Raw genomic sequence first — 25,073 nt, 5'->3', positions numbered from 1 at the left:
CATTTGCGTTGAGGCATTTGATTGTTGAATACGTTGTCTTTGTAGGGACGGGGAGCGCTGCCCAATTGCCGTTGCACAATCGGCTGAAAAAGCAGCTGGAATCGTCATCAGGGCGGCTCAGGTCGGATCTTTTCAGCATCGATTTTTTTCCAGGCGGCCGGAAACCGAAGGTGAAGGCGGAATTTTCAACACCCTGCTAACCCCCGAAGAGTTGCGCGAGCTGACTGACGCACGCGTCAAGCACCTGCAGTGCCGATGGCTCGACCAGAACGGGTGGGTCTATACCGTATCGAGGATGGGCAACCCGAAAGTGCTTCGCGCCTTCGCGGAAAAGAAGCTCGGCCTGGACTCGGCTCGCCTGGGCGCTGACGAACCCGACTTCTCGGCATGGACGGCAGCATGATCGGACGACGGAAAACCGGGCTGGATCTCGGCATGACCCGCCTGTACGTCTACCGCGGAAAGCGCGCGACGACGTACTACACGATTACGCCGGACAACAAACGGGTCAACCTCGGGCACGATCTCAAAGAAGCGAAGCGCAAGCTCCTCGAACTCGACGGCGAGAGCTCACCCGTTGGCACGATTGCCGACCACCTGGACGAGCTCATGAAAGAGCGGCGCCGCCTCGTCGAGCGCGGGAAACTCTCGACTGAAACTCTCGACAGCAACGCGCTCGAGCTCGTCTCGCTGAAGAAGGCCTTCGGCAAGATGTCGCCTGAGGCCGTGCGCCCGAAACACGTCTGGGACTACCTGCATCTCTACCGGGGCGCAGAAGCGCCGGTCCGGGCCAACCGTGAGATTGCGTTGCTCTCGCGCATGTTCTCGCGCCTGGTGAATGCCGGCGCACTCGACGCCAACCCGTGCACCGGCGTCGAGCGCAACGAAGAGAACGAGCGGGACCGCCTGGTCACCGACGTCGAGTTCGATGCGTTCCTCGCGTTCTGCCGTGGCAACGGCCACCTCGGCACGGACAGCCCGGTCAAGCAGACGAGCGACGCCGGCCTTCGGCTCGCGCTCGCCGCCCAGATCGCCTACCTCACCGGGAAAGCGCTCGGGCAAGTCCTGAAAATCAGCCGCACGCAAATCAAGGAGGACGGCATCGAGTTCGCGAAGCGAAAGCGCGGCGCGCGGACGCTCGTCCAATGGACGCAAGCTCTGCGTACCGCGGTCGACGAGTGCCTTGCTCTCCCCGCGAAGATCACCAGCACCTATCTGATCTACAACGGCGACGGCCAGCCCTACACGGCGAGCGGCTTCAAGTCGATGTGGCAACGCATGATGAACGCGTGGGAAGAAGCAGAAAACGAGCGCTTCACCTTCCACGATCTGCGCGCGAAAGCGGTCACGGACACCACCGAAGCCGGCCGCAAGGCAAGCGACCTGACAGGCCACCGGACGGAAGCTGTCGTGAGCAAGGTCTATGACAGAAGGCGTATAAGAAAAGCGCCGGCGGCCCGCTGATCTTACAAAGTTTGTAAGAAGCGACACCACCGGCGCCGGGCAATAGCTCGTAAGCTATTGAAATACTTGGGGCGACATACCGGGATCGAACCGGTGACACCTGGAGCCACAATCCAGTGCTCTACCGACTGAGCTAATGCCGCCACTTTCACGAGTGCAGAAATTCTGCACTCAGAAACCTTTACTTCTGGCCTGCCCGACAGGGATCGAACCTGTAACCCCCGGCTTAGAAGGCCGGTGCTCTATCCAATTGAGCTACGGGCAGAAATCCCGCGGGCATCGGGGTGAGCTGGTCGGGGTGGAGGGATTCGAACCCCCGACATCTTGCTCCCAAAGCAAGCGCGCTACCGGACTGCGCTACACCCCGAGAGCCGCGAATAATACACATCGAATCGAACTGCGTCAAACGCTGATTGCACGATGTCAGCGGCAGACGGCGTGCCGATAGTTTCGCCGCACCCGCTAAACAGTGAAGATCGGTGAAAATCTACAGGACCTCGAGCACATCATGCCCTTGCTGACCTAGGACCGCCGCCGTTCCGGCGGGCTTCTAAACTCAGTTGGCGACGAGCTTACGGCGAACCAGATCGCCCCTTCGATAGCGGCGTCAGCAGCAGTTGCGCAGCAGTCCGCGGCCTAGAACCGGAAAACCATGCTTCCTTGAGCGAACGTCGAGCCCTTCAAGCCAGGTTTCACCCAAAGCGCAATTCATACTTCGACGCCCGCGGGGACTGGCCTCCCGATTGCTTGCCCGGGGATGCGGATTCTGATATTAGTTCGCTTCCTTCAACAATCAACCGGAAGTCGAAGTCATGACGGACGATACACTGCAGAAGCAATTCCCGCCTTACGTCCCCGCCGAAGGCGAGGACTACATGAGCGAGAAGCAGTTGGCGCACTTCCGCGACATGCTCGAATCGGTCAAGCGGGAACTGATGGGCGATATCGAGCGCACGGTGCACACGATGCAGGACGAGGCGACGGTGTTCGCCGATCCGAACGACCGAGCGAGCCAGGAATCCGATATTGCACTCGAACTGCGCAACCGCGACCGTGAACGCAAGCTGATCAAGAAGATCGACGAAGCGCTCGGGCGCATCGCCGCCGGCGAATACGGATACTGCGACAGCTGCGGCGTCGAGATCGGGTTGAAGCGCCTCGAAGCCCGTCCGACCGCAACGATGTGCATCGATTGCAAGACGCTCGAGGAAATGCGCGAGCGGCAGGTTGCGAAGTAACGAGGGCCGAAGTTGCCGTCGCGGCATCCGCCGCGCCGGCTTGAAAAAAAGGGACGCCGCGGCGTCCCTTTTTCACGATCTAAATCGCCACCACTTACTCGGCAGCTTGGTCGAGCAGCGCCTTCATGCTCAGACGGATCTTGCCGCGCTCATCCGTCTCCAGCACCTTGACGCGCACCGCCTGACCTTCCTTGACATAGTCGGCGACGTTATTGACCCGCTCGTTTGCGATCTGGGACACGTGCAGCAGTCCGTCGCGGCCCGGCATGATATTCACGATTGCGCCGAAATCGAGCAGGCGAACCACGGTCCCGTTATAGACCTTGCCGACTTCGACTTCGGCAGTGATCGCCTCGATCTTTTCCTTCGCAAGTTGCGCACCGTCGGCGCTCACCGACGAGATCGTGACGCTGCCATCGTCCTGCAGCTCGATGACCGTGCCCGTCTCTTCCTGCAGCCCGCGGATCACCGCACCGCCCTTGCCGATGACGTCGCGGATCTTCTCCGGGTTGATCTTCATCGTGATCATGCGCGGAGCGAACTCAGACACCTCGCCGCGATGAGATGCGAGTGCCTGTTTCATCAGGGCGAGAATATGGATCCGCCCTTCGCCCGCCTGCGCGAGTGCGACCTGCATGATCTCCTTCGTAATGCCCTGGATCTTGATGTCCATCTGAAGTGCGGTGACGCCATTCTCGGTACCGGCGACCTTGAAGTCCATGTCGCCGAGGTGATCCTCATCGCCGAGGATGTCGGTCAGCACGGCGAAGCGATTGCCTTCCTTGATCAGGCCCATCGCGATGCCGGCGACGTGCGCCTTCATCGGCACACCCGCGTCCATCATCGCGAGCGAGCCGCCGCACACGGAGGCCATCGAGCTCGAACCATTGGACTCGGTGATCTCCGACACCACCCGAACGGTGTAGCTGAAGTCCTCGGACGGCGGCAAGGCCGCCACAAGGGCGCGCTTCGCGAGGCGGCCATGCCCGACTTCACGGCGCTTGGTCACGCCCATACGCCCGGTTTCGCCGGTGGAGAACGGCGGGAAGTTGTAGTGGAGCAGGAAGCTCTCGCGGTACTCGCCCGCGATCGCGTCGATGATCTGCTCATCACGGCCGGTTCCCAGCGTCGCGATCACCAGAGCCTGCGTCTCGCCGCGCGTGAACAACGCGGACCCGTGAGTGCGCGGCAGCACGCCGACGCGGATTTCGATCGGGCGCACGGTGCGGGTGTCGCGACCGTCGATCCGCGGCTCCCCGGCGAGGATGCGGCTCCGCACGACGCCGGCTTCGAGTTCGTGGAAGATGTCCTTCAATTCGTTCGAGGACGGCGGCACCTCGACGTTTTCGGTCACGGCAGCAATCGTTTTCTTGCGGATCTCGGCAATGCGCTGCGTCCGGGCCTGCTTGCTCGTGATGCGGAAAGCCTCTTCGAGCTCGGCGCCCGCGAGTTCCTTGATGCGGGCGATCAGCGGCTCGTTCTTCGCGGGCGGCTGCCAATCCCATTCGGGCTTGCCTGCGACTTCGACGAGCTCGTTGATCGCGCGGATCGCGGCCTGCATTTGCTGGTGGCCGAACACGACCGCGCCCAGCATCACCTCTTCGGACAACTCCTTGGCTTCCGACTCGACCATCAGCACAGCGGCTTCGGTGCCGGCGACAACGAGGTTCAATTCGCTCGCCTTGAGTTGCTCGACGGTCGGATTCAACTGGTACTGGCCATCTGTGTAGCCGACGCGGCAGGCACCGATCGGGCCATCGAACGGCACGCCGGAGATCGCGAGCGCAGCCGACGCGCCGATCATCGCCGGGATGTCGGGGTCGACTTCGGGGTTCAGCGACAAGACCGTAACAATGACCTGCACTTCGTTATAAAAGCCTTCCGGAAACAGTGGACGGATCGGGCGGTCGATCAGGCGGCTGGTGAGCGTTTCCTTCTCGGTCGGGCGGCCTTCGCGCTTGAAGAAGCCTCCGGGAATGCGACCGGCGGCATAGAACTTCTCGACGTAATCGACCGTCAGCGGGAAGAAGTCCTGTCCGGCCTTGGCTTCCTTCGCGGCGACGACCGTCGCGAGAACGATCGTGTCGTCCATATTGACGATAACGGCGCCACCGGCTTGGCGCGCGATTTCACCCGTCTCCAGGGTGACGGTGTGAGCGCCGTAAGCAAACGTCTTTTTGATAGCGGTAGGCAAGGTGAATATCCTTTAGAAATTGGAAGCAGCGGACTACAACTGCGATGACGGCGAGCGAGACAGACTAAAAACAAAGCCGGTGCGGGTCCCTCGGGACCCGCACCGGCTTGCTGGCTTAAAGTGCCCTGTTCGGCGCTGTCGGCTTCGACACAGCCAGGAAAATTACTTGCGCAGGCCCAGACGCTCGATCAGGTTGCGATAGCTATCGGCGTTCTTGCCCTTCAGGTAATCGAGCAGCTTGCGGCGCTGGCTAACCATCTTGAGCAGGCCACGGCGCGAGTGGTGATCCTTGGCGTTGGCCTTGAAATGGCCGGTGAGCCCGTTGATACGGGCCGTGAGAAGCGCGACCTGGACTTCGGGCGAGCCGGTGTCACCTTGGGCGCGCTGGAAGTCGTTGACGATCTGCGACTTGGATGCGGTATCGAGAGCCATGTGGGTGTTTACTCTTTTCGTTCTGCCAATCAGAAGCGGCGGATTATACCGAACGCCGGGCTTAAAACTCAATCGTTATCGACTTTTACACGAGGCGCATTCGTCGAAACGAGCCGTTTCGCGCACAATTTGCCGTCTGCCGTGCGTTCGCCGAGACCGAGAAAGCGTTCCTCCGCATAAATGCGCGCGAGTCCCCCGTTTCCCGCAGGAACGGCGAGCACGCGCCCTTGCAGCAGCAAGGCAGCCTGCGCGCCATCGAGCTCCACCCGCGGAAGATGCACGACGAGTGCGTCGGCCGGCGCGAGCAAGCGGTCCCGCTGCTCCGGCGCGGCCGCCTCGAGGGCATCCAGCGTCGTCGCGAGACCGATCGAGAACGGTCCGATACGGGTACGCCGCAGCGCGCTGAGATGACCACCGCAACCGAGGATTCGGCCGAGATCGATCGCCAGCGTGCGCACGTAGGTTCCCTTGCTGCAGGCTACGCGAAACCGGAACGAGTCCGGACCGACAGCAAGAAGTTCGAGCGCGTGGATCGTCACCTTCCGCGCCGCCCGCTCCACCTCGATCCCGGCGCGCGCGTATTCGTAAAGCGGTCTACCGTCGCGCTTCAGTGCGGAGTACATCGGCGGGACCTGCTCGATCTCGCCGGTCAGACGGCCGAGCGCGGAGCGGATCGCATCCTCGGTCACGTCCACCGGCGCGGTCACGGTCTGCGTCCCCTCGGCGTCGCCCGTATCGGTTTCGATCCCGAGCCGGACCGTCGCCTCATACTCCTTGTCGGCGTCGAGGAGCATCTGCGAAAACTTCGTCGCCTCCCCAAACGTCAACGGCAGGAGCCCGGTTGCCATCGGGTCGAGCGTGCCGGTGTGACCCGCCTTCGCCGCGTTCAGCAGGCGTCGCGCGGTCTGCAGCGCGGCATTCGAGGTCATTCCCTGCGGCTTGTCGAGCAGCAGAACGCCGTCGACGATCCGGCGCTGATGCCGGAATTGCTTCGATGCTTTCAAAACGACTCAGCTTTCCGGATCGTCCTTGTGGCGCGCGTCATCCTCGCGAACCACCTCGTCGATCAGTTGCGACATGCGGCTGCCGCGCTCCACCGAGCTGTCGTACTGGAAATGCAGCTCCGGCAGCGTATGGATGCGGACCCGCTTGCCGAGCTCCCGGCGCAGGAAACCGCTCGCCCGACGCAGGCCGATCAGGATTTCGTCGAGCCCCTCCTCGCCCCGCATCGACGTGAAGAACACCTTCGCGTGCGCGTAGTCCGGTGTGATTTCGACGTCGGTCAGCGTAATGAATCCCACGCGGGGATCCTTCACCTCCAACCGGATCAGCTCCGCCAGCTCGCGGCGGATTTGCTCCGCCACGCGCTGGCTTCGGGAAAACTCCTTGGCCATGGCTTAAAGGGTCCGCGCGATTTCCTGGATTTCGTACACTTCCAGTTGATCGCCTTCCTGGACATCGTTGAAGTTGCGGATCGACAGGCCGCATTCGAAGCCCGACCGAACCTCCTTGACGTCGTCCTTGAAGCGCTTCAGCGATTCCAGCTCGCCGGAGTGGATCACGACGTGATCGCGCAGCACGCGGACCTGCGAACCGCGCTTGACGAGACCCTCGAGGACGTAGCAGCCCGCCACGGCGCCGACCTTCGGTACCTTGAACACCTGCCGCACCTCGACGAGACCGATGACGTTCTCGCGCCGCTCCGGAGCCAGCATCCCCGACAGTGCCGATTTCACTTCGTCGACCGCGTCGTAAATGATGTTGTAGTAGCGAATGTCGACACCGAAGGTTTCGGCGAGCTTCCGGGCACCCGCGTCGGCACGCGTGTTGAAGCCGATGATGACGGCGCCGGAAGCCTGCGCGAGGTTGACGTCGGACTCGCTGATCGCACCTACCGCGGAGTGGATCGTATTGACGCGCACCTCCTCCGTAGACAGCTTGTTCAGCGCCTGGACAAGCGCTTCCTGCGAGCCCTGGACGTCCGCCTTGATGATCAGCGGCAGCGTCTTGACTTCGCCCTCGCCCATCTGCTCGAACATGCTTTCGAGCTTCGCGGCCTGCTGCTTCGCGAGTTTCACCTCGCGGAACTTGCCCTGACGGAACAGCGCGATCTCGCGCGCCTTCTTCTCGTCAGCAAGCGCGATCGCCTCGTCGCCCGCTGCCGGCACGTCCGACAGACCGAGAATCTCGACCGGGATCGACGGCCCGGCTTCGTCGACCGGCTTGCCGTTCTCGTCCAGCATCGCGCGGATGCGACCGAAGGTCGCGCCGACCAGCATGACGTCACCCTTGCGCAACGTTCCCGACTGCACGAGCAGGGACGCGACCGGGCCGCGTCCCTTGTCGAGACGCGCCTCGATGATCAGGCCCTTCGCCGGCGTCTCCACCGGCGCGGTCAGCTCCAGCACCTCGGCCTGCAGCAACACGGCTTCGAGCAGTTCGTCGATGCCGGCGCCCGTCTTGGCCGAAACGTTGATGAACATCACATCGCCGCCGTATTCCTCGGGCAGCACGCCCTCGGCAACCAGCTCCTGCTTCACGCGTTCCGGATTCGCCTCGTGCTTGTCGATCTTGTTGACGGCGACGACCAGCGGCACGTTCGCCGCCTTCGCATGGTGAATCGCTTCACGCGTCTGCGGCATCACGCCGTCGTCGGCCGCGACGACCAGGATCACGAGGTCGGTCGCTTTCGCGCCGCGCGCCCGCATCGCGGTGAACGCTTCGTGGCCCGGCGTGTCGAGGAAGGTCAGCATCCCGCGCGCCGTTTCGACGTGGTAGGCGCCGATATGCTGGGTAATGCCCCCGGCTTCGCCCGACGCGACCTTCGCACGCCGGATGTAATCGAGCAGCGAGGTCTTGCCGTGGTCGACGTGGCCCATGACGGTGACGACCGGCGCGCGAGGTTCGACGTGCGCGTCGTGCGTCTCCGCACTTTCGAGGAAGGCATCCGGCTCGTCGAGTTTCGCGGCGAAGGCCTTGTGCCCCATTTCCTCGACGAGAATCATCGCGGTTTCCTGATCGAGGACCTGGTTGATCGTCACCATCGAACCCATCTTCATCAGGTTCTTGATGACTTCGGCGGCCTTGACCGACATCTTGTGCGCGAGATCGGCAACGGAAATCGTCTCAGGGACGTGGACTTCACGGACGACCGGCTCGGTCGGAGCCTGGAACGCCCGATGCTCGTCCTGCTGGCCCCGGCCCTGTCGCCCGCCCGCGCCGCGTGCGCCGCGCCACGAACCGGTCGCGCCGACTTCTCCGCGGGTCTTCAGGCCACGCCGCTTCGCGCTGTCGCCGGCAGCATCGCCGCGCACCCCGCGCTTCGCGTCCTTGCCGGCCTTCTCGTCGGTCTTCGCAGGCCGATGCAGGGTTCCGGTCGGCGCCTTCGGCGCTTCCTTCGGCTGCGGCTTCGCGGCTTCGGCACGTTTTTCGGCTTCGGCCCGCTGACGCGCTTCCTCTTCGTTCTTGCGCGCCTCGGCGGCAGCGCGGGCGGCAGCCTCGCGTTCCTGCTTCGCCTTCAGGTCCGCCATCTGCCTCGCGCGCAGCTCTTCATGCCGGCGCGCTTCACGTTCGCGGGCCGCACGCTCCTCGTCGCTCAGAATGGAAACGCGAAGCGGCTTTCTCGGCGCGGCCGTACCGCCAACCGGTTCTTGCGCCTTCGCCTCGACTTCGGCGGGCTCTCGCTCCGGTTCCGGCTGGGATTCGGGCTCAGGTTCGGGTTCGGGAGCGGGCTCCGGCTCGGGAATGGGCTCCGGTTCCGGTTCCGGCTCGATCACCGGCTCCGGCTCGCTCGGGAGTTCGGCGATCGTTTCAGGCTCAGGCACCGATTCCGCGACAACTTCGCTTTCGACAACCTGAGCTTCCTCGGCCGGGCCCTGGGAGATCGCGAGCGACTCGTCCTCTTCGACCGGCGGCTGCTCGACGACGGCCGTTTCGAGCTCGTCACGCTTCACGAAGACACGCTTCTTGCGGACTTCCACCTGGACGGTGCGGGCGCGACCGGACGAATCCGTCGAGCGGATTTCAGACGTCTGCTTGCGGGTGAGGGTGATCTTGCCCTTGGGCTGATTCTCGCCATGCGAGCGGCGCAGATATTCGAGCAGCCGCGCCTTGTCCTGTTCGGACAGCAATTGGTCGGCGCCGGTCTTCTGGACGCCGGCCTTCTGCAACTGCTCGAGCAGTACCGCGGCCGGCATCTTAAGTTCGCCGGCAAACTGGGTTACGCTCATCTGTTCCATCAATGCCCTCCCATCATTCTTCGAACCAGTGCGCCCGCGCGACCGAAATCAGCGCACTCGCCCGTTCTTGCTCGATCCCCGCGATCTCGACCAGCTCATCCACAGCCAGGTCCGCAAGATCATCCCGAGTACGGACGCCATGCTCGGCCAGCTTCGCGGCGAGCGGCTTGTCCATGCCGTCCAGGTTGATCAGATCGTCGGAAACACTTTCGAGATGCTCCTCCGTGACGATGGCTTCGGTTAGCAGAACGTTGCGCGCGCGATTGCGCAGCTCGTTCACCGTTTCCTCGTCGAACGCCTCGATCTCGAGCATCTCTGCAAGCGGAACGTAGGCGATTTCCTCGAGCGACGAGAACCCCTCGTCGATCAGGATGTCGGCCAGCTCGTCGTCGACGTCGAGCCTCTCCATGAACAGGCTGCGCAACCCCTCGCGCTCCTGCCCCGTCTTCTGTGCCGACTCTTCCTCGCTCATCAGATTGATCGTCCAGCCCGTCAGTTCGGACGCGAGCTTGACGTTCTGGCCATTGCGACCGATCGCGATGGCGAGGTTGTTCTCGTCGACGACCACATCCATGCCGTGGCTTTCCTCGTCGACGACGATCGAGACCACTTCGGCAGGCTGCAGCGCGGCGATGACAAACTGCGCGGGGTCGCCCGACCACACGATGATGTCGATCTGCTCGCCGGCGATCTCGTTCCGGACCGCGGTCACGCGCGAGCCACGAAGACCGACGCAGGTCCCGATCGGATCGATGCGAGGGTCGTTCGACTGCACCGCGATCTTCGCCCGCAGCCCGGGGTCGCGGGCGCAGGCCTTGATTTCGAGCAGCCCGTCTTCGATCTCGGGCACTTCGAGTTCGAACAGCTTGCCGAGGAATTCGGGCGTGGTACGCGACAGGATCAGCTGAGGCCCGCGGGCGCCGCGGTCGATGCGCAGCAGGAACGCCTTGACGCGATCGCCGACACGCAGGTTTTCACGCGGAATCATCTGGTCGCGCGGAATCACGGCTTCGAGCCGGCCCACTTCGATGATCGCGTTGCCGCGCTCCATGCGCTTGATCGAGCCGGACACGAGGTGCTCTTTGCGCTCGAGAAAGTCGTTCAGGACCTGCTCGCGCTCCGCGTCGCGAATCCGCTGCAGGATGACCTGCTTGGCTGCCTGCGCGCCGATGCGGCCGAAATCGATCGGCTCGAGCGGCTCCTCGATGTAGTCGCCGAGCTGAATTCCCGCATCCACGTCCCGCGCGTCGATGATGCCCATCTCCGCTTCGTCGTTGACGACTTCCTCGTCGGGCATCACGAGCCAGCGGCGGAACGATTCGTAGTCGCCGGTCTCGCGATCGATCGTCACGCGCACGTCGGCTTCATCATTGATGCGCTTCTTCGTCGCAGAGGCGAGAGCCGTCTCCAGGGCACCGAAAACGATGTCCTTGGCCACATTCTTTTCGCGCGCCAGCGCATCTACAAGCAGCAATATTTCGCGGCTCATTAATCAAAACCTCCACATCCGAAAGCTCAAAACTTGGGTACCAGGCGTGCTTTCTCGATCTCGTCGAAGGGAAAGGCGACCTCGCCTTTCTCGGCGCGCAACCGCACCTGACCGTCGACCACTCCCTCGAGCACGCCGGCAAAATTCCGTTGATTGCCGATCGGCATGCGCAACCGCACCTGCACGTCGCTTCCGGTGAAACGTTCGAAGTCCGACAGCTTCTTCAGCGGCCGATCCAGGCCGGGAGACGAAACTTCGAGGCGGTCGTAATCGACGTTTTCGACCTCGAACACACGGGTCAGCTGGTTGCTGACGGTCGCGCAGTCATCAACCGTGACGCCCCGCTCGATGTCGATGAAAACGCGCATCAGCCTCCCCTTCGGGGATGTCTCGAAATCGACCAACTCGAAGCCGAGTCCGCTGACGACCTGCTCGACCAGACCTTCGACGTTCATTTTCACGTCCACAAATAAAAAATGGGCATAACGCCCATCCCTGTTGATTCCAACCGAAACTGGAGGACGCGGAATCTGTCCTACCAAAGCCTTGAAATTATAACTGGTCGCCGGATAACAGGCAATTCACGATCGAGAGCTGCGGGGCGAAGCGGGTTGCATCGCATCCCCGCGAGAACGATAAGCGCTGCGCGAGAGTCGGGCCGGACGTTCGGACCACACCGTCCGGCAACCTATTGCCGCCAGGCGTTCACTTCCCCGGCTCGCGCCCGCGCGGCGTGGTGCGATGGACGCGCACTTTCCGCTCCCGCTCGCCCGGGCGCGAGGCCTGCCCCTGCGGTTTCGGCAAACCGGCCAGTTCGCACACTTCGGATTCCGCCATCTCCATCCACATCCCGCGCTTGAGGCGCGATGGCAAGGACACCGGTCCGTAGCGCACCCTCATCAAGCGGCTGACGGTGAGACCGACCGCCTCGAACATCCGCCGCACCTCGCGGTTCCGGCCCTCCGACAGCGTCACCTTGTACCAGTGATTGACCCCCTCGCCGCCCTGGTCGGACAGCGTCGTGAAGCGCGCGAGACCGTCTTCGAGCTGGACGCCCGCCTTGAGCGACTCGACCTGCTCGTCCGTGAGTTGTCCGAGCAGGCGCACCGCATATTCACGCTCGAGTTCGTAGCGCGGGTGCATCAGCCGGTTCGCCACCGTGCCGTCGTTGGTAAAGAGCAGCAGGCCCGAGGTGTTGAAATCGAGGCGACCGACAGCAATCCACCGGCCTTTGCGCAGGATGGGCAGCCGCTCGAACACGGTCGGCCGGCCTTCGGGATCTTCGCGCGAGACGATTTCGCCTTCGGGCTTGTGATACATCAGCACGCGCGGCGTCCGCGTCGCGAATCGCAGCTGAACGAGCTTATCGTTGCACTTGACCCGGTCGCCCGGGCCGACCTTCTGGCCGAGGACAGCGGGCTCGCCATTGACCGAGATCCGCCCCGCGACGATCCATTCCTCGATCTCGCGGCGCGAGCCGATCCCCGCCTGCGCGAGCACTTTCTGCAGGCGCTCGGGCTCGGCTTGCTCCGTTCCCTGCGAGACTGCGCGGCGGCCTCTCGACGGCGCGGCCGGTGCCCGTGCGGGACGAGCGAGACCGCCGCGTCCGTCGGCTTCGCCGAACGCCGCATCTGCGCGCAGCGGCGGACGCTCGGGCCGGTGCCCAGCCGGTTCAGTTTTCTTCTTCGTTGGCGGCCGCAGCGGGCGCTTCGATTTCTTTGGTGTCGACAAGATCCATGATCCTTTCTATTTCGGTTAGCGCCGGCAATTCGGTCAGCGTGCGCAGGCCCAGGTCGTCGAGGAAGCGCCGCGTCGTTGCGAAGAGTGCGGGCCGGCCCGGCGTGTCGCGATGGCCAACGATGTCGACCCAGCCCCGCGATTCGAGCGTTTTCAGCACGTTCGGCGACACCGCGACGCCGCGGATATCCTCGATATCGCCGCGCGTGACGGGTTGGCGATAGGCGATGATCGCGAGCGTTTCGAGGACTGCGCGCGAGTACTTCGGCGGCCTCTCCTGCTTCAGGCGATCGAGGAAGACCTGATATTCCGGTCGCGTCTGGAAGCGCCAGCCCGACGCGAGTTGCACCAATTCGACGCCCCGCCCGGCCCAGTCGCCGCGCAACTCGTCGAGCACGCGGCGGATGAACTCGCCGCCCGGGTCATTCTCGAAGAGCTGCCGCAAGTCGGCGACGGCGAGCGGCGCGGACGCCGCCAACAACGCGGCTTCGACGACGCGTTTGAAGTCTTCAGGCGTCGTCGGTTGCATCGGTCAGTTTCACGTAGATCGGTGCGAAGGGTTCATTCTGCGCGACCTGCACGAGCTTTTCCTTCACGAGTTCGAGTACCGCGAGAAAACCGACTACGAGCGACGCCGGCCCGGCCGACGGCTCGAACAGCGTCTCGAACGCGACAAACGTGCCGTCCGCGAGCTTTCTCAGGATCGCGGTCATGTGTTCGCGCACCGAAAGCTCTTCGCGCTTCACATGATGATGCTGGGTGAGACGCGCCTTCTTCATCATCTTCAGCCACGCGAACTGGAGGTCGTGCAGCGTGACGTCGGGTTGCCGCTCGACGACCTTCTCGGCGACGAAGACGCTCACCCATTCGTAATCGCGTTCGGCTCGCGGCAGCACGTCCATCCGTGCCGCGGCCATCTTCATCTGTTCGTACTCGAGCAGCCGGCGCACGAGTTCCGCGCGCGGGTCGGCGTTCTCGTCGTCGCCTTCGCGGGGCGGGCGCGGCAGCAGCATCCGAGACTTGATCTCCAGCAGCGTCGCGGCCATCAGCAGATAGTCCGCGGCAAGCTCGAGATTGTGCCGGCGCATCGCCTCGACATAGACGAGATATTGCGCGGTGAGCGGCGCCATCGCGATGTCGAGGACGTTGAGGTTCGACTTGCGGATCAGGTACAGCAGCAGGTCGAGCGGCCCCTCGAACGCTTCGAGAAAAACCTCCAGCGCGTCGGGCGGGATGTAGAGGTCCTTCGGCAGCTCGAGCAGCGGCTCGCCGTACAGGCGTGCGACAGCCTCGCTCTGGGCGAGCGTCTCCTCGGGGGCGAGTGCGAGCGGCAGATTCATTGCAAGGACAGCGAGAACCCGGCAGAGCGCCGTTGCGCCGAAGCGACCGTGACCGGCTCGCGCCGCTCCGTCGCGACGGGTCGGGACGGCTCAGGAATACGAAAGGCCCATCGCCTCGCGCACATCGCGCATCGTCTCCTCCGCCAGCACGCTCGCGCGCTCGCAGCCCTCGGCCATGATCCGACGCAGCAGCGACGGATCTTCCACGTAGGGCTGCGCGCGCTCGCGCATCTCGGCCTGCTCCTTCAGCACCGCATCGATCACCGGCTGCTTGCATTCGAGACAGCCGATGCTGGCGCTGCGGCAGCCTTCCTGCACCCACGCACGCACGCCGTCATCGGAGTAGATCAGGTGGAATTGCCACACCGGGCACTTGTCCGGGTCGCCCGGATCAGTGCGCCGCACCCGGGCCGGATCGGTCTGCATCGTGCGGATCTTCTTCGTGATCGAGTCGGCGTCCTCGCGCAGGTAAATCGTGTTGCCGTAGCTCTTCGACATCTTCTGACCGTCGAGGCCGGGCATGCGCGCCGCCTCCGTCAGCAGCGCGCCAGGCTCGACGAGGATCATCTTGCCGGTGCCTTCGAGATAGCCGTGCAGCCGCTCGCGGTCGACGTGGCCGAGGCTCTTCGCGTCGTCGATCAGCAGCTTCCCCTGATCGCGCGCTTCGTCGTCGCCGTCCTGCTGGAAGCGGGTGCGCAGTTCGTCGAACAGCCGCGCGCCCTTGCTGCCAAGCTTCTTCATCGCCTCCTTCGCCTTGTCCTCGAAGCCGGGTTCACGGCCATAGAGGTGATTGAAGCGGCGCGCGGCCTCGCGGGTGAACTCGACGTGCGGAAGCTGGTCCTCGCCGACCGGCACCTTGTCCGCGCGGTACAGAAGAATGTCGGCCGACATCAGCAGCGGATAGCCGAGGAAGCCGTACGTCGACAGATCCTTATGCGCGAGCTTTTCCTGCTGGTCCTTGTACGTCGGTACGCGTTCGAGCCAGCTGAGCGGGCAGAACATCGACATCAGCAGGTGCAGTTCGGCGTGCGCCGGCACCCGCGACTGGATGAAAAACGTCGCCTTCTGCGGGTCGACACCGGCGGCCAGCCAGTCGACGAGCATGTCCCAGACGCTCTCGGCGATCACCTGGGGGCTGTCGTACGCGGTGGTCAGCGCATGCCAATCGGCGACGAAGAACAGGCAGGGATACTCTTCCTGCAGCTTCACCCAGTTCTTGAGGACGCCGTGATAGTGGCCGAGGTGGAGGCGCCCGGTGGGGCGCATGCCGGAAAGAACACGTTCTGCGTACATGGTCGCTGGTCAGAATCCAAGAAGGGTCGCGAGAAGAACACGGAAAACAGCCATCATCGGCCACAGGACTTCCCCGAGAATGCCGGTGAAGAGCAGCACGAGAAGAATCGGGAAACCATACGGTTCGAGCCGCGCGAACTTCCACGCCAGCCGGTGCGGCAGCAGGCTGACCGCGATCCGGCCCCCGTCGAGCGGCGGAATCGGCAGCAGGTTCAGCAGCATGAGCACGGCATTGATCTGCATGCCGGCGTCGGCCATTTTCATCATCGGGATCGTGTAAATGCCGCCCGGGTTGCTCGCCGCGATCTTGAACAGCACGCCCCACGCGAGCGCCATGAGGAAGTTCATGAACGGCCCTGCGGCGGCGACCCACAGCATGTCGGCCTTCGGGTTGCGCAGACGACCGAAATCCACCGGCACCGGCTTCGCCCAGCCGAACAGCACCCCTGCCCCGCCGAACAGTGTGCTCAGCGTAAGGATCGCCCCGGGCACGAGGATCGTGCCGACCAGGTCGATGTGCTTGAACGGGTTGAGCGTGATTCTCCCGGCCTGATGCGCGGTCGGATCGCCGAAGTGGCGCGCGACATAGCCATGCGCAGCTTCGTGCAGCGTGATGGCAAGCAGCACCGGCAGCGCCCAGATGGCGATTGTCGAGATCAGCGATTCCATGAGGTCACGGCGTAAAACGGCGCATTCTAGCAGAGCGGCGCGCGCACCCCGTCACGGCCGGCTGCGGCGCACGCGGGCCCGCACCGCGACCGCCGCCCACGTGGCAGGAAGATCGCCCGAAATCCTCTGATACGGCGGCAATCGCCGGCATCTACGGCCGCCGTGAAACGCCCGCATTTCGCGAAGGCAGGCCGCCGAGACCCCGATACACCCAGCCCTATTCCTCGAGTCCGAACGGCGCGAGGTCGCCGCGCCCGGCGCGCACGAGCGTAGGGGTCCCCGACGTCAGGTCGATGACCGTGGTCGCTTCGGGTCCGCAGAAGCCGGCCTCGATCACGAGATCGACCTGCTTGCCGATCCGCTCGCGGATGTTCTCCGCGTCGGTCAGCGGGTGGTCCTCGCCGGGCAACAACAAGGTCGAAGTCAGGATCGGCTCGTCGAGCTCCGCGAGCAGCGCGGCGACGACCGGATGGTCGGGCACGCGCAGCCCGATGGTTTTCCGTTTCGGGTGCAGCACCCGTCGCGGCAGCTCCCGCGTGCCTTCGAGGATGAAGGTGTACGGACCGGGCGTGGTCGCCTTGAGCAGGCGGTACTGGGTGTTGTCGACTCGCGCGAAGGTCGCGATCTCGGACAGGTCGCGACACATCAGCGTGAAATGGTGGCGCTCGTCGACGGCGCGAAGCCGGCGGATCCGCTGCAGCAGATCGGCGTCGCCGGTCAGTCCGCCGAGCGCATACGCCGAGTCGGTGGGAAACACGACCAGACCGCCGCCGCGCATGATCTCCGCGGCTTGTCGAATCAGCCGCGGCTGGGGATGCTCGGGATGGAGCGAAAAGAACTGGGCCATTTTTTCTTGCCTGCTTTTTCAAGGCTGAACTGCATAAAATCAAACGAACCGCGACCACACGGGCAACAGATCGGGCGGCAGGGGTTCGCAACAACCGAGATCCACGGGGCTTTCGCCCTCGCCGTGGAAGTCCGACGCTCGCGACGCGAGCAGCCCGCGTCGCCGCGCGAGGCTCGCGAACTTCTGGGCCTCGGCTTGCGAGTGCGCCCCCGAGACGACCTCGACCGCTTCGCCCCCGCACGCGGCAAACGCATCGAAGAGCGCACCGAGGTCGGCATCGGAGAAGCGGTAGCGCCCGGGATGGGCGATCACTGCGACGCCGCCCGCGGCGTGGATCCAGCCCACCGCGTCCTCGAGCCGCGCCCATTCGTGCGCAACGTAGCCGGGCTTGCCGTGCGCAAGGTAGTGACGGAAAACCGTATTCACGTCCGGCATCACCCCGCTCGCGACGAGATGGCGCGCGAAATGCGCGCGACTGACGAGTTCGGGATTGCGTGCGAAACGTCGCGCACCGGCGAGGGCGTCGCGAATGCCGGCCGCTTCGAGCGCTTCGCCGATGCGTGTGGCGCGTTTGTCGCGCCCCCGACGCACCTGCGCGAGCCCGGCGAGCAGCTCCGGGTTGCGGTGATCGATACCCAGTCCGACCACATGCACCGTCTCGCCGCGGAACGACACCGAGATCTCGACGCCCGGCACGAGCGTGATGCCAACCTCGCGCGCGACCGCGAGCGCCTCGTCCAGGCCGGCGACTTCGTCGTGGTCGGTCAGCGCGAGGTGCGTCACCCCATTCGCGGCGGCCCGCCTGACGACGTCGGCGGGCGCGAGCCAGCCGTCGGAAACGGTGGAATGGCAATGAAGGTCAGCGTTCATGGCATCGATACGGCGGGATGGGTTCGCATTCTAGGACAGTAGGAAGACCGGGAGGATCCGCGATGGTAACAAACCGGGCGCTCCCGCCGTTGCCACGGGAGGGCAGGCGGTGCTATCGTCCGCCCGTCGCGCGGGAGAGCACTCTCCCAGAGAGTCGCCGAAGGCGTAATCCCCCGGAATCGCTCAGGCAAAAGGACCGCCGACGGAATGAAAATCTGGAGAGCGATGCGGCGCGCGGTGAAATCTTCCGCGGGCTTCGGCATCCACCGAAGGGGCACCCGGCGCATGTCGGAATCTCTCAGGTACAAGGGACAGATGGGGCGACGCTCGCTTGGACGGGCCTCGCCCCGTCCTGTTTTACAACCCTTCGCAGCCTGAAAATCCGTCCCGAGGTACATCCCGTGTCCAGACAAACCCCTCTCCACGCCATCCACGTCGCCGCCGGCGCCCGCATGGTGGACTTCGCCGGCTGGGACATGCCGGTCAACTACGGTTCGCAGATCGAGGAACATCACGCCGTTCGCCGGGACGCGGGCATGTTCGACGTCTCCCACATGCTGGCGCTCGACCTCGAAGGGCCGGATGCGACGACGTGGCTGCGCGGTCTTCTCGCGAACGACGCCGCGAAGCTGAAGGAACCCGGCAAGGCGCTATACAGCTGCATGTTGAATCCGAACGGCGGCGTCATCGACGACCTGATCGTCTACTACTTTTCCCCGACTTCATTCCGCATCGTCGTCAACGCCGGCACCGCCGAAAAGGACGTCGCGTGGATGCGCCAGCGGATCGCCGCGACAGCGGCGAATGTCACGCTCGAAGCGCGACGCGATCTCGCGATGATTGCCATCCAGGGGCCGAACGCGCGTGAAAAGACGTGGGCGGCGCTCCCGCAGATCCGCGCGGCGAGCGAAAACCTGAAACCCTTCTCGGCCGTCGCCGTCGATGACCTGCTGGTCGCACGCACCGGCTACACCGGCGAGGACGGCTTCGAGATCGCGCTGGCGGCGAACCGTGCCGAAGCGATCTGGAACGCGCTCGTTGCCGCCGGCGTCGTGCCTTGCGGCCTCGGCGCGCGCGACACGCTGCGCCTCGAAGCGGGGATGAATCTCTACGGGCAGGACATGGACGACGATGTCTCGCCGCTCGATGCCGGCCTCGCCTGGACCGTCGATATGAAGGACGAAGCGCGCGACTTCGTCGGCCGCGCCGCCCTCGTCGCAAAGCCTGGCACTCGCACGGTTCTCGGCCTGATCCTCGAGGACAAGGGCGTGCTGCGCGCGCACATGTCGGTCTTCACCGCGCAAGGCGAAGGCGAAACGACGAGCGGCAGCTTCTCACCGTCGCTCGAGAAATCGATCGCGTTCGCGCGACTGCCGCGCGGCGTCGAAGCAGGTGCGACCGTCGAGGTCGACATCCGTGGCCGACGGCTGAAAGCGCGCACGGTGAAGCTGCCGTTCGTGCGCAACGGCAAGGCGCTCGTCTGAGCGTCGGGCGCGCCGGACCGCCTGCGACACCGCGCCTGCGACACCCGACACCCCGCCTGCGACATCCTTTTCGCATCCCCACCGCGCCCCTTCGACACGCACTCACGTTTCTTTTCGAAAGCAGCCTTACCAGCCGCGGGCATGATCGCCAGCGGCTCACCCAACTTCCGGAGTCAACCATGAGCAACGTTCCCTCCCAGCTGAAATACACCAAGTCCCACGAATGGATTCGCGTCGAAGCCGACGGCACGCTCACGATCGGCGTCACCGACCACGCACAGGAAGCGCTCGGCGACGTCGTCTTCCTCGAACTGCCCGAAGCCGGCCGACGCCTCTCCGCGGGCGAAGCGTGCGCGGTGATCGAGTCGGTCAAGGCCGCCTCCGACATCTACGCCCCGGTCGCCGGCGAAGTGGTCGAGTCGAACCAGGCGGCGGCCGACGCGCCGGAAACCGTCAACGCCGACGCATATTCCGCCTGGCTGTTCAAGCTCAAGCCCGACAGCGGGGCCGACCTCTCGGCGCTGCTCGACGCCGACGGTTATCAGGCCGAGATCGCGAACGCCTGACGGCCCGATCTCATTTCTCCCGGGGCCGGTGACACCGGTCCGGAAAATCCCTGACGAGCCACGCCTCATGCCGAACACATCCCTCCCCTCGCACCTCACCGCTCCGCTCGCGCAGCTCGAACAGCGCGACGCCTTCATCGGCCGACACATCGGCCCGAACGCGAACGAGATCGCGACAATGCTCGCCGCGGTCGGAGCGCCCGATCTCGACGCGCTGATCGATCAGACGGTGCCGCCGTCGATCCGTCTCGCAGCACCGCTGCCGCTCGCCGGCCCGAAGCCGGAGCACGAAGCACTGGCCGACCTGCGAGCGATCGCGGCGAAGAACGTCGTGAAGAAGTCGCTGATCGGCATGGGCTATTACGGCACGCTGACGCCGGCGGTGATCCTCCGCAATGTCCTCGAAAATCCCGGCTGGTACACCGCGTACACGCCCTACCAGGCAGAGATCTCGCAAGGCCGGCTCGAAGCCCTGCTGAACTTCCAGCAGACGATCATCGATCTCACCGGGCTCGAGCTCGCGAACGCGTCGCTGCTCGACGAGGCGACCGCGGGAGCCGAGGCGATGACGATGGCGCGGCGCGTCAGCAAGTCGAAGTCGAACGTGTTCTATGTCGACGAAGCGAGCTTTCCGCAGACGGTCGACGTAGTGCGCACGCGCGCCGGTTTCTTCGGCTTCGAGCTGAAGTTCGGGCCCGCGACGGAAGCGGGCGCGCATGACTGTTTCGGCGCACTGCTGCAGTATCCGAACGCGCGCGGCGAAATCGTCGACCTGAGCGACACGGTTGCCGCGCTGAAGGCGAAGGGCGCCGTCGTCGCGGTCGCGTCCGACCTGATGGCGCTGGTGCTGCTGAAGTCGCCCGGCGCAATGGGCGCGGACATCGCGCTCGGCTCCGCGCAGCGTTTCGGAGTGCCGATGGGCTTCGGCGGCCCGCACGCGGCGTTCTTCGCGACGCGCGAAGCGAACGTGCGCTCGATGCCCGGACGCATCATCGGCGTTTCGAAGGACACGCGGGGCAAGACCGCACTGCGCATGACGCTGCAGACGCGCGAGCAGCACATCCGGCGCGAGAAGGCCAATTCCAACATCTGCACCTCGCAGGTGCTGCTCGCGAACATGGCCGGTTTCTACGCCGTGTATCACGGTCCGGGTGGCCTGCGCACGATCGCCGCGCGCATCCACCGCCTGGCGGCGATTCTCGCCGAAGGGCTGCGGAGCGCCGGATTCCGCGTCCTCTCGAACGCGTTCTTCGACACCGTGCAGGTCGAGACCGGCGGGCGGACCGCGGATCTGCTCGCGGCAAGCGAAGCGGCGGGCTACAACCTGCGGCATGCGACCCCGACGGTTCTCGGTCTGTCGGTCGATGAGACGACGACCGCCGACGATGTCGCGCGGCTGCTGTCGCTCTTAGGCGCGAGCACCGATGTCGTCGCGCTCGACGCGCGCGTCACGGACGCCGGCGGCGCGATTCCGTCGGCGCTCCTGCGCGACGACGCGATCCTCGCGCATCCGGTGTTCAACACGCACCACACCGAACACGAGATGCTGCGCTACCTGAAGAAGCTGCAGAATCGCGACCTCGCGCTCGACCATTCGATGATCTCGCTCGGCTCCTGCACGATGAAGCTCAACGCGACGAGCGAGATGATCCCGATCACCTGGCCCGAATTCGCGAACCTTCACCCGTTCGCGCCGCGCGAGCAGGCGCAGGGCTACCTGGAGATGATCGACGGGCTCGCCGGTTACCTGAAGGCGGTGACCGGTTTCCCGGCGATCTCGATGCAGCCGAACTCGGGTGCTCAGGGCGAATACGCGGGTCTGGTCGCCATCCGTCGCTATCACGACAGCCGCGGCGACACGCACCGCAACGTCTGCCTGATCCCGAAATCCGCCCACGGGACGAACCCGGCGACCGCGCAGATGTGCGGCATGGAGGTCGTCGTGGTCGGCTGCGACGACAGCGGCAACGTCGAGCTCGCCGATCTCGAGGCAAAGGCCGCGCAATACGCGGACCGCCTGGCGGCGCTGATGATCACCTATCCCTCGACGCACGGCGTGTTCGAAGAAGCGATCCGCGAAATCTGCGCCGCGGTGCATCGCCACGGCGGTCAGGTCTACATGGACGGCGCGAACCTCAACGCGCAGGTCGGACTGACGTCCCCGGCGACGATCGGCGCCGACGTCAGCCACATGAACCTGCACAAGACCTTCTGCATCCCGCACGGCGGCGGCGGACCGGGCATGGGACCGATCGGCCTCGCCGCGCATCTCGCGCCGTTCATGGCCGACCACGCGGTCGCGCCGACCGGCGGCGACGGGCGACCGAACAAGGGTCAGGGAGCGGTGAGCGCGGCGCCGTTCGGCTCGGCGAGCATCCTGCCGATCTCGTGGATGTATATCGCGATGATGGGCGCCACCGGCCTCAGGCGTGCGACCGAAGTCGCGATCCTCAACGCCAACTACGTCGCCAACCGCCTCGCCCCGCACTACCCGGTGGTCTACACCGGCTCCAAGGGCCGCGTCGCGCACGAGTGCATCCTCGATATCCGCCCGATCAAGGCCGCGACCGGCATCAGCGAGGTCGACATCGCGAAGCGGCTGATGGACTACGGCTTCCACGCGCCGACCATGTCCTTCCCGGTCGCCGGCACGATCATGGTCGAGCCGACCGAGTCCGAGGATCTGGGGGAACTCGACCGCTTCATCGAAGCGATGATCTCGATCCGCAACGAGATCCGCGAAATCGAGACGGGCGCGTGGCCGGCCGACGACAATCCGCTGAAGAACGCGCCGCATACGCAGGCTGATTTCATCGGAGGCGATCAGGAGTGGAACCGGCCCTATTCACGCGAGCAGGCCGCCTTCCCGCTGCCGTGGGTGGCCGAAAACAAGTTCTGGCCGAGCGTCAATCGCATCGACGACGTGTATGGGGACCGCAATCTTTTCTGCGCCTGCGTACCCATGGCCGAATACGCGAGCTAAAATCCCCGCGCTTCGTTCGGAAGCCACGCCCCCGGGCGTGGCTTTTTCATATCCATCGGCAAAAACCCCCCGACTTCTACATGCCCGACTCCCGCCCGTCGCGCGCGGCCGCCGCCCCCTGGCGCGCGCTGCTCTTCGTCCACGTCGTCGTGCTCGCCTGCCTCGGCCTCTTCCTCGCGTGGCAATTGCGGCCCGTCGCAATGCACGACCTGCAGCTCGCCGAAGGCGAACGGCTGAAATGCGTGTCCTACGCGCCGTACCGGAAGCCGGGACAAACACCGTTCGACGAGACCCTGATGATCTCGCGCGAACAGATCGTCGACGACCTCACGGCGCTGGCACGGATGACCGAGTGCGTGCGGCTGTACTCCGTCGATCAAGGGCTCGACCAGGTGCCGGAGGTGGCGCGCGAGGTCGGGTTGAAAGTGCTGCTCGGCGCGTGGATCGGGTTCGACCGCCAGCGGAACGCGCGGGAACTCGACCGCGCGATCGCCATCGCGAACGACAACGCCGACGTCGTGCGGATGCTGATCGTCGGCAACGAAGTGATGCTGCGCCGCGAGCGGAGCGAGGACGAGTTGAGCGAACTTATCGAGTACGCGAAGGCGCGCACGAAGGTTCCCATCACCTACGCCGATGTCTGGGAGTTCTGGCTCAAGCACGAGAGCCTCGCGCGCGCGGTCGATCGGGTCACCGTGCACATCCTGCCCTTCTGGGAAGACAACCCGGTCTCCGTCGACACCGCGCTCTCCCATGTCGCGACGGTCTTCGAGGAGGTGCGCACGCACTTCGACAAACCGGTGATGATCGGTGAGACGGGCTGGCCGAGCGCCGGACGCCAGCGCGAAGCGTCGGCACCGTCACAGGTCAATCAGGCGCGCTACATCCGCGAGTTCGTGCACCGGGCCCATGACGAGGGCTGGGACTACAACCTGATCGAGGCGATCGATCAGCCGTGGAAGCGGCGCCTCGAGGGGACGGTCGGCGGCTACTGGGGCGTGCTCGATGTCGATCTGAAGCCGAAATTCCCGCTCGCCGGGCCCGTCGCCGAACGCAAGGACGCCGGTGTGCCCGCAATGGCTGCCGCGCTCGGCGCCCTGCTTTGCGTCGGTCTGCCACTCGTCGTGCGGCGCGGGGAGCGGTCCCCCGGGCGACTGGCTGCGGCTGCGGTGATCGGCATGGTCGCCGGACTCGTGGCCGTACTGCACTGGGAGCACGCCGCCCTCGCCTACCGCGACGCGGGTGAATGGATGCTGCTCGGCACGGTATTCGTCGTCGGCCTGCTCGCTCCGCTGGTGCTGATCGGAGGGGCGACGGAGTCGGGCATCGGGTCCGGCGCTGCGGCGTGGAGAGCTTTTCGCAAAGGCGGTGCTGCCGGTCTCGGCGCGTCGGGCTACCTCGGATTGTTGCGTGCCGTACTGCTGTTTGCCGCCGCGATCGCGGCGCTGCTGCTGTTCGCAGACCCGCGCTATCGCGACTTTCCGACTTTGCTGTTTCTCATTCCGGCGCTCGTGTTCGGGAGCGTCGGGTGGTTCCGCCCGAGCCGGCACGGAGTCGAGGAGCGGGTTTGCGCGGCGGTCATCGCGATCTGCGTCGTCGGCCGCTGGCTACCCGAGCCCGCCAACCCCGAGGCCATCGCGTGGCTCCTCACCGGGCTGCTCCTCGCCGCGCCGACGCTGAGACGCGGCGCGCGCGAGGACGAGCAGTGACAGCAAGGCCCCGATCGCCGCGGGATCGAAGCTGTACAGGACGAGCCCGGCGATCCCGCTGCCCCAGCCTGCCCATGCGAGCCCCCTCCGCCGGGTCGCGAACGCGGCGAGCCCCAGAACGAAGCTCAGCCAGCCGAGCCGCTGGTGCAGGAACGACTGCACCAGGAGCCATTTCGCCGCGCACAAACCGCCGATTCCATCCGCAGCGGCGCCCGCGCAGTCGAGCGGAAACACCCCTGCTTCGAGGGCGGCGTAGCGCAGCAGGAGCGCCGCCGCGAGCACTGCGACGCCAACCACAGCGATCTCTCCCGGGGTGCAATGTGTGTGCAAATACTTTCGAACCATTGTTCTTTTCCCTTTCAAATCAAGCACCCGACCTACTACCTACGTCCTGTTGCAAATTGCACCTGTGGCCCGTTGCTAAGCAACTGAAAAAACGAATAAACTTCGCGCCGCACGTAACGTGTTCCGGGTAGGCCGAATTGTGTCACAAGGTCGGCTCTGCATGAGCCCCGCGCTG

Annotated in this window: 22 protein-coding genes, 3 tRNA genes and 1 riboswitch; of the genes, 7 read left to right on the top strand and 18 right to left on the bottom strand. The window is 64.9% G+C overall.

Annotated features, from left to right (window positions below):
- Nucleotides 1-28 precede the first annotated feature (28 nt).
- Complete coding sequence (locus ROZ37_RS22085) at nt 29-403, top strand: DUF4224 domain-containing protein (RefSeq protein WP_409449945.1); 375 nt, start codon at nt 29-31, stop codon at nt 401-403.
- Complete coding sequence (locus ROZ37_RS08180; protein ID WP_312658794.1) at nt 388-1,464, top strand: tyrosine-type recombinase/integrase; 1,077 nt, start codon at nt 388-390, stop codon at nt 1,462-1,464. The genes ROZ37_RS22085 and ROZ37_RS08180 overlap by 16 nt, the downstream gene beginning before the upstream one ends.
- 67 nt (nt 1,465-1,531) lie before the next feature.
- On the opposite strand, the gene ROZ37_RS08175 is transcribed toward ROZ37_RS08180, so the two are convergent.
- From ROZ37_RS08175 to ROZ37_RS08165, 3 genes are all read right to left on the bottom strand, one after another.
- Nucleotides 1,532-1,607: transfer RNA gene (locus ROZ37_RS08175), tRNA-His, on the bottom strand.
- A 45-nt stretch (nt 1,608-1,652) separates the two neighbouring features.
- Nucleotides 1,653-1,729 (bottom strand) — tRNA-Arg (locus ROZ37_RS08170).
- Between the two features lie 25 nt (nt 1,730-1,754).
- Nucleotides 1,755-1,831: transfer RNA gene (locus ROZ37_RS08165), tRNA-Pro, on the bottom strand.
- A gap of 445 nt (nt 1,832-2,276) precedes the next feature.
- Between ROZ37_RS08165 and dksA the strand changes: the two genes are divergently transcribed.
- A complete protein-coding gene (dksA, locus tag ROZ37_RS08160) occupies nt 2,277-2,702 on the top strand; it encodes an RNA polymerase-binding protein DksA (protein ID WP_312658792.1) in 426 nt (141 codons plus the stop codon).
- A gap of 94 nt (nt 2,703-2,796) precedes the next feature.
- On the opposite strand, the gene pnp is transcribed toward dksA, so the two are convergent.
- From pnp to ROZ37_RS08090, 14 genes are all read right to left on the bottom strand, one after another.
- The gene (pnp, locus tag ROZ37_RS08155; protein WP_312658791.1) at nt 2,797-4,896 is read right to left on the bottom strand and encodes a polyribonucleotide nucleotidyltransferase; all 2,100 of its coding nucleotides are present in this window, start codon (nt 4,894-4,896) and stop codon (nt 2,797-2,799) included.
- A gap of 162 nt (nt 4,897-5,058) precedes the next feature.
- The gene (rpsO, locus tag ROZ37_RS08150) at nt 5,059-5,328 is read right to left on the bottom strand and encodes a 30S ribosomal protein S15 (protein ID WP_011239109.1); all 270 of its coding nucleotides are present in this window, start codon (nt 5,326-5,328) and stop codon (nt 5,059-5,061) included.
- Nucleotides 5,329-5,396: 68 nt separating this feature from the next.
- Entirely contained in the window at nt 5,397-6,332 is a 936-nt protein-coding gene (gene truB, locus ROZ37_RS08145; protein ID WP_312658789.1) for a tRNA pseudouridine(55) synthase TruB, read from the bottom strand.
- Between the two features lie 6 nt (nt 6,333-6,338).
- Nucleotides 6,339-6,722 (bottom strand): 30S ribosome-binding factor RbfA, encoded by a 384-nt coding sequence (gene rbfA / locus ROZ37_RS08140; RefSeq protein WP_312658788.1) that lies wholly within the window; start codon nt 6,720-6,722, stop codon nt 6,339-6,341.
- 3 nt (nt 6,723-6,725) lie between these two features.
- Nucleotides 6,726-9,566 (bottom strand): translation initiation factor IF-2, encoded by a 2,841-nt coding sequence (gene infB, locus ROZ37_RS08135; protein WP_312658787.1) that lies wholly within the window; start codon nt 9,564-9,566, stop codon nt 6,726-6,728.
- Nucleotides 9,567-9,579: 13 nt separating this feature from the next.
- On the bottom strand, nt 9,580-11,055 hold the full coding sequence (gene nusA, locus ROZ37_RS08130) for a transcription termination factor NusA (RefSeq protein WP_312658785.1): 1,476 nt from the start codon (nt 11,053-11,055) through the stop codon (nt 9,580-9,582).
- Between the two features lie 26 nt (nt 11,056-11,081).
- Nucleotides 11,082-11,510 (bottom strand): ribosome maturation factor RimP, encoded by a 429-nt coding sequence (gene rimP, locus ROZ37_RS08125; RefSeq protein ID WP_312658874.1) that lies wholly within the window; start codon nt 11,508-11,510, stop codon nt 11,082-11,084.
- A 250-nt stretch (nt 11,511-11,760) separates the two neighbouring features.
- Complete coding sequence (rluB, locus tag ROZ37_RS08120) at nt 11,761-12,786, bottom strand: 23S rRNA pseudouridine(2605) synthase RluB (protein WP_312658783.1); 1,026 nt, start codon at nt 12,784-12,786, stop codon at nt 11,761-11,763.
- On the bottom strand, nt 12,728-13,321 hold the full coding sequence (gene scpB / locus ROZ37_RS08115) for an SMC-Scp complex subunit ScpB (RefSeq protein ID WP_312658782.1): 594 nt from the start codon (nt 13,319-13,321) through the stop codon (nt 12,728-12,730). The genes rluB and scpB overlap by 59 nt, the downstream gene beginning before the upstream one ends.
- Nucleotides 13,302-14,132 carry a ScpA family protein gene (locus ROZ37_RS08110; RefSeq protein WP_312658781.1) on the bottom strand — a complete coding sequence of 277 codons (831 nt, stop codon included), beginning with the start codon at nt 14,130-14,132 and terminating at the stop codon, nt 13,302-13,304. The genes scpB and ROZ37_RS08110 overlap by 20 nt, the downstream gene beginning before the upstream one ends.
- Nucleotides 14,133-14,222: 90 nt before the next feature.
- Nucleotides 14,223-15,425, bottom strand: coding sequence for a tryptophan--tRNA ligase (locus ROZ37_RS08105; protein WP_312658780.1), 1,203 nt, complete (start codon nt 15,423-15,425; stop codon nt 14,223-14,225).
- Nucleotides 15,426-15,434: 9 nt separating this feature from the next.
- A complete protein-coding gene (locus ROZ37_RS08100; protein ID WP_312658779.1) occupies nt 15,435-16,094 on the bottom strand; it encodes a site-2 protease family protein in 660 nt (219 codons plus the stop codon).
- A gap of 217 nt (nt 16,095-16,311) precedes the next feature.
- Nucleotides 16,312-16,941 (bottom strand): L-threonylcarbamoyladenylate synthase, encoded by a 630-nt coding sequence (locus ROZ37_RS08095; protein ID WP_312658778.1) that lies wholly within the window; start codon nt 16,939-16,941, stop codon nt 16,312-16,314.
- A gap of 39 nt (nt 16,942-16,980) precedes the next feature.
- On the bottom strand, nt 16,981-17,811 hold the full coding sequence (locus tag ROZ37_RS08090; protein ID WP_312658777.1) for a 3',5'-nucleoside bisphosphate phosphatase: 831 nt from the start codon (nt 17,809-17,811) through the stop codon (nt 16,981-16,983).
- Between the two features lie 121 nt (nt 17,812-17,932).
- Nucleotides 17,933-18,019, top strand: a riboswitch (glycine riboswitch).
- Between the two features lie 193 nt (nt 18,020-18,212).
- Here ROZ37_RS08090 and gcvT point away from each other — a divergent pair.
- The 4 genes from gcvT (at nt 18,213) to ROZ37_RS08070 (ending at nt 24,553) form a co-directional block, all read left to right on the top strand.
- Nucleotides 18,213-19,295, top strand: a complete 1,083-nt coding sequence (gene gcvT / locus ROZ37_RS08085) for a glycine cleavage system aminomethyltransferase GcvT (protein WP_312658776.1) — start codon at nt 18,213-18,215, stop codon at nt 19,293-19,295.
- A 179-nt stretch (nt 19,296-19,474) separates the two neighbouring features.
- Complete coding sequence (gene gcvH, locus ROZ37_RS08080; protein WP_312658775.1) at nt 19,475-19,861, top strand: glycine cleavage system protein GcvH; 387 nt, start codon at nt 19,475-19,477, stop codon at nt 19,859-19,861.
- Nucleotides 19,862-19,928: 67 nt separating this feature from the next.
- Nucleotides 19,929-22,844: an aminomethyl-transferring glycine dehydrogenase gene (gene gcvP, locus ROZ37_RS08075; RefSeq protein ID WP_312658773.1), complete on the top strand. Its 2,916-nt coding sequence runs from the start codon at nt 19,929-19,931 to the stop codon at nt 22,842-22,844.
- Between the two features lie 80 nt (nt 22,845-22,924).
- Nucleotides 22,925-24,553, top strand: a complete 1,629-nt coding sequence (locus ROZ37_RS08070) for a beta-1,6-glucan synthase (protein ID WP_312658772.1) — start codon at nt 22,925-22,927, stop codon at nt 24,551-24,553.
- On the opposite strand, the gene ROZ37_RS08065 is transcribed toward ROZ37_RS08070, so the two are convergent.
- Nucleotides 24,452-24,850, bottom strand: a complete 399-nt coding sequence (locus ROZ37_RS08065; RefSeq protein ID WP_312658770.1) for a hypothetical protein — start codon at nt 24,848-24,850, stop codon at nt 24,452-24,454. The two genes, ROZ37_RS08070 and ROZ37_RS08065, sit on opposite strands and share 102 nt — an antisense overlap.
- Nucleotides 24,851-25,073 lie beyond the last annotated feature (223 nt).

Source organism: Aromatoleum sp. (assembly GCF_032027225.1).
GTDB lineage: Bacteria > Pseudomonadota > Gammaproteobacteria > Burkholderiales > Rhodocyclaceae > Aromatoleum.
Note: the sequence above shows the minus strand (reverse complement) of the source record. Positions and strands in the feature narration are given on the sequence as shown.

Excerpts from the sequence above, each read along its gene's own strand:
- ROZ37_RS08180 (WP_312658794.1), top strand. The coding sequence starts at position 388 with ATGGACGGCAGCATGATCGGACGACGGAAAACCGGGCTGGATCTCGGC.
- dksA (WP_312658792.1), top strand. The coding sequence starts at position 2,277 with ATGACGGACGATACACTGCAGAAGCAATTCCCGCCTTACGTCCCCGCC.
- rpsO (WP_011239109.1), bottom strand. The coding sequence starts at position 5,328 with ATGGCTCTCGATACCGCATCCAAGTCGCAGATCGTCAACGACTTCCAG.
- rbfA (WP_312658788.1), bottom strand. The coding sequence starts at position 6,722 with ATGGCCAAGGAGTTTTCCCGAAGCCAGCGCGTGGCGGAGCAAATCCGC.
- infB (WP_312658787.1), bottom strand. The coding sequence starts at position 9,566 with ATGGAACAGATGAGCGTAACCCAGTTTGCCGGCGAACTTAAGATGCCG.
- nusA (WP_312658785.1), bottom strand. The coding sequence starts at position 11,055 with ATGAGCCGCGAAATATTGCTGCTTGTAGATGCGCTGGCGCGCGAAAAG.
- rimP (WP_312658874.1), bottom strand. The coding sequence starts at position 11,510 with ATGAACGTCGAAGGTCTGGTCGAGCAGGTCGTCAGCGGACTCGGCTTC.
- scpB (WP_312658782.1), bottom strand. The coding sequence starts at position 13,321 with ATGCAACCGACGACGCCTGAAGACTTCAAACGCGTCGTCGAAGCCGCG.
- ROZ37_RS08110 (WP_312658781.1), bottom strand. The coding sequence starts at position 14,132 with ATGAATCTGCCGCTCGCACTCGCCCCCGAGGAGACGCTCGCCCAGAGC.
- ROZ37_RS08105 (WP_312658780.1), bottom strand. The coding sequence starts at position 15,425 with ATGTACGCAGAACGTGTTCTTTCCGGCATGCGCCCCACCGGGCGCCTC.
- ROZ37_RS08100 (WP_312658779.1), bottom strand. The coding sequence starts at position 16,094 with ATGGAATCGCTGATCTCGACAATCGCCATCTGGGCGCTGCCGGTGCTG.
- ROZ37_RS08095 (WP_312658778.1), bottom strand. The coding sequence starts at position 16,941 with ATGGCCCAGTTCTTTTCGCTCCATCCCGAGCATCCCCAGCCGCGGCTG.
- ROZ37_RS08090 (WP_312658777.1), bottom strand. The coding sequence starts at position 17,811 with ATGAACGCTGACCTTCATTGCCATTCCACCGTTTCCGACGGCTGGCTC.
- gcvH (WP_312658775.1), top strand. The coding sequence starts at position 19,475 with ATGAGCAACGTTCCCTCCCAGCTGAAATACACCAAGTCCCACGAATGG.
- gcvP (WP_312658773.1), top strand. The coding sequence starts at position 19,929 with ATGCCGAACACATCCCTCCCCTCGCACCTCACCGCTCCGCTCGCGCAG.
- ROZ37_RS08070 (WP_312658772.1), top strand. The coding sequence starts at position 22,925 with ATGCCCGACTCCCGCCCGTCGCGCGCGGCCGCCGCCCCCTGGCGCGCG.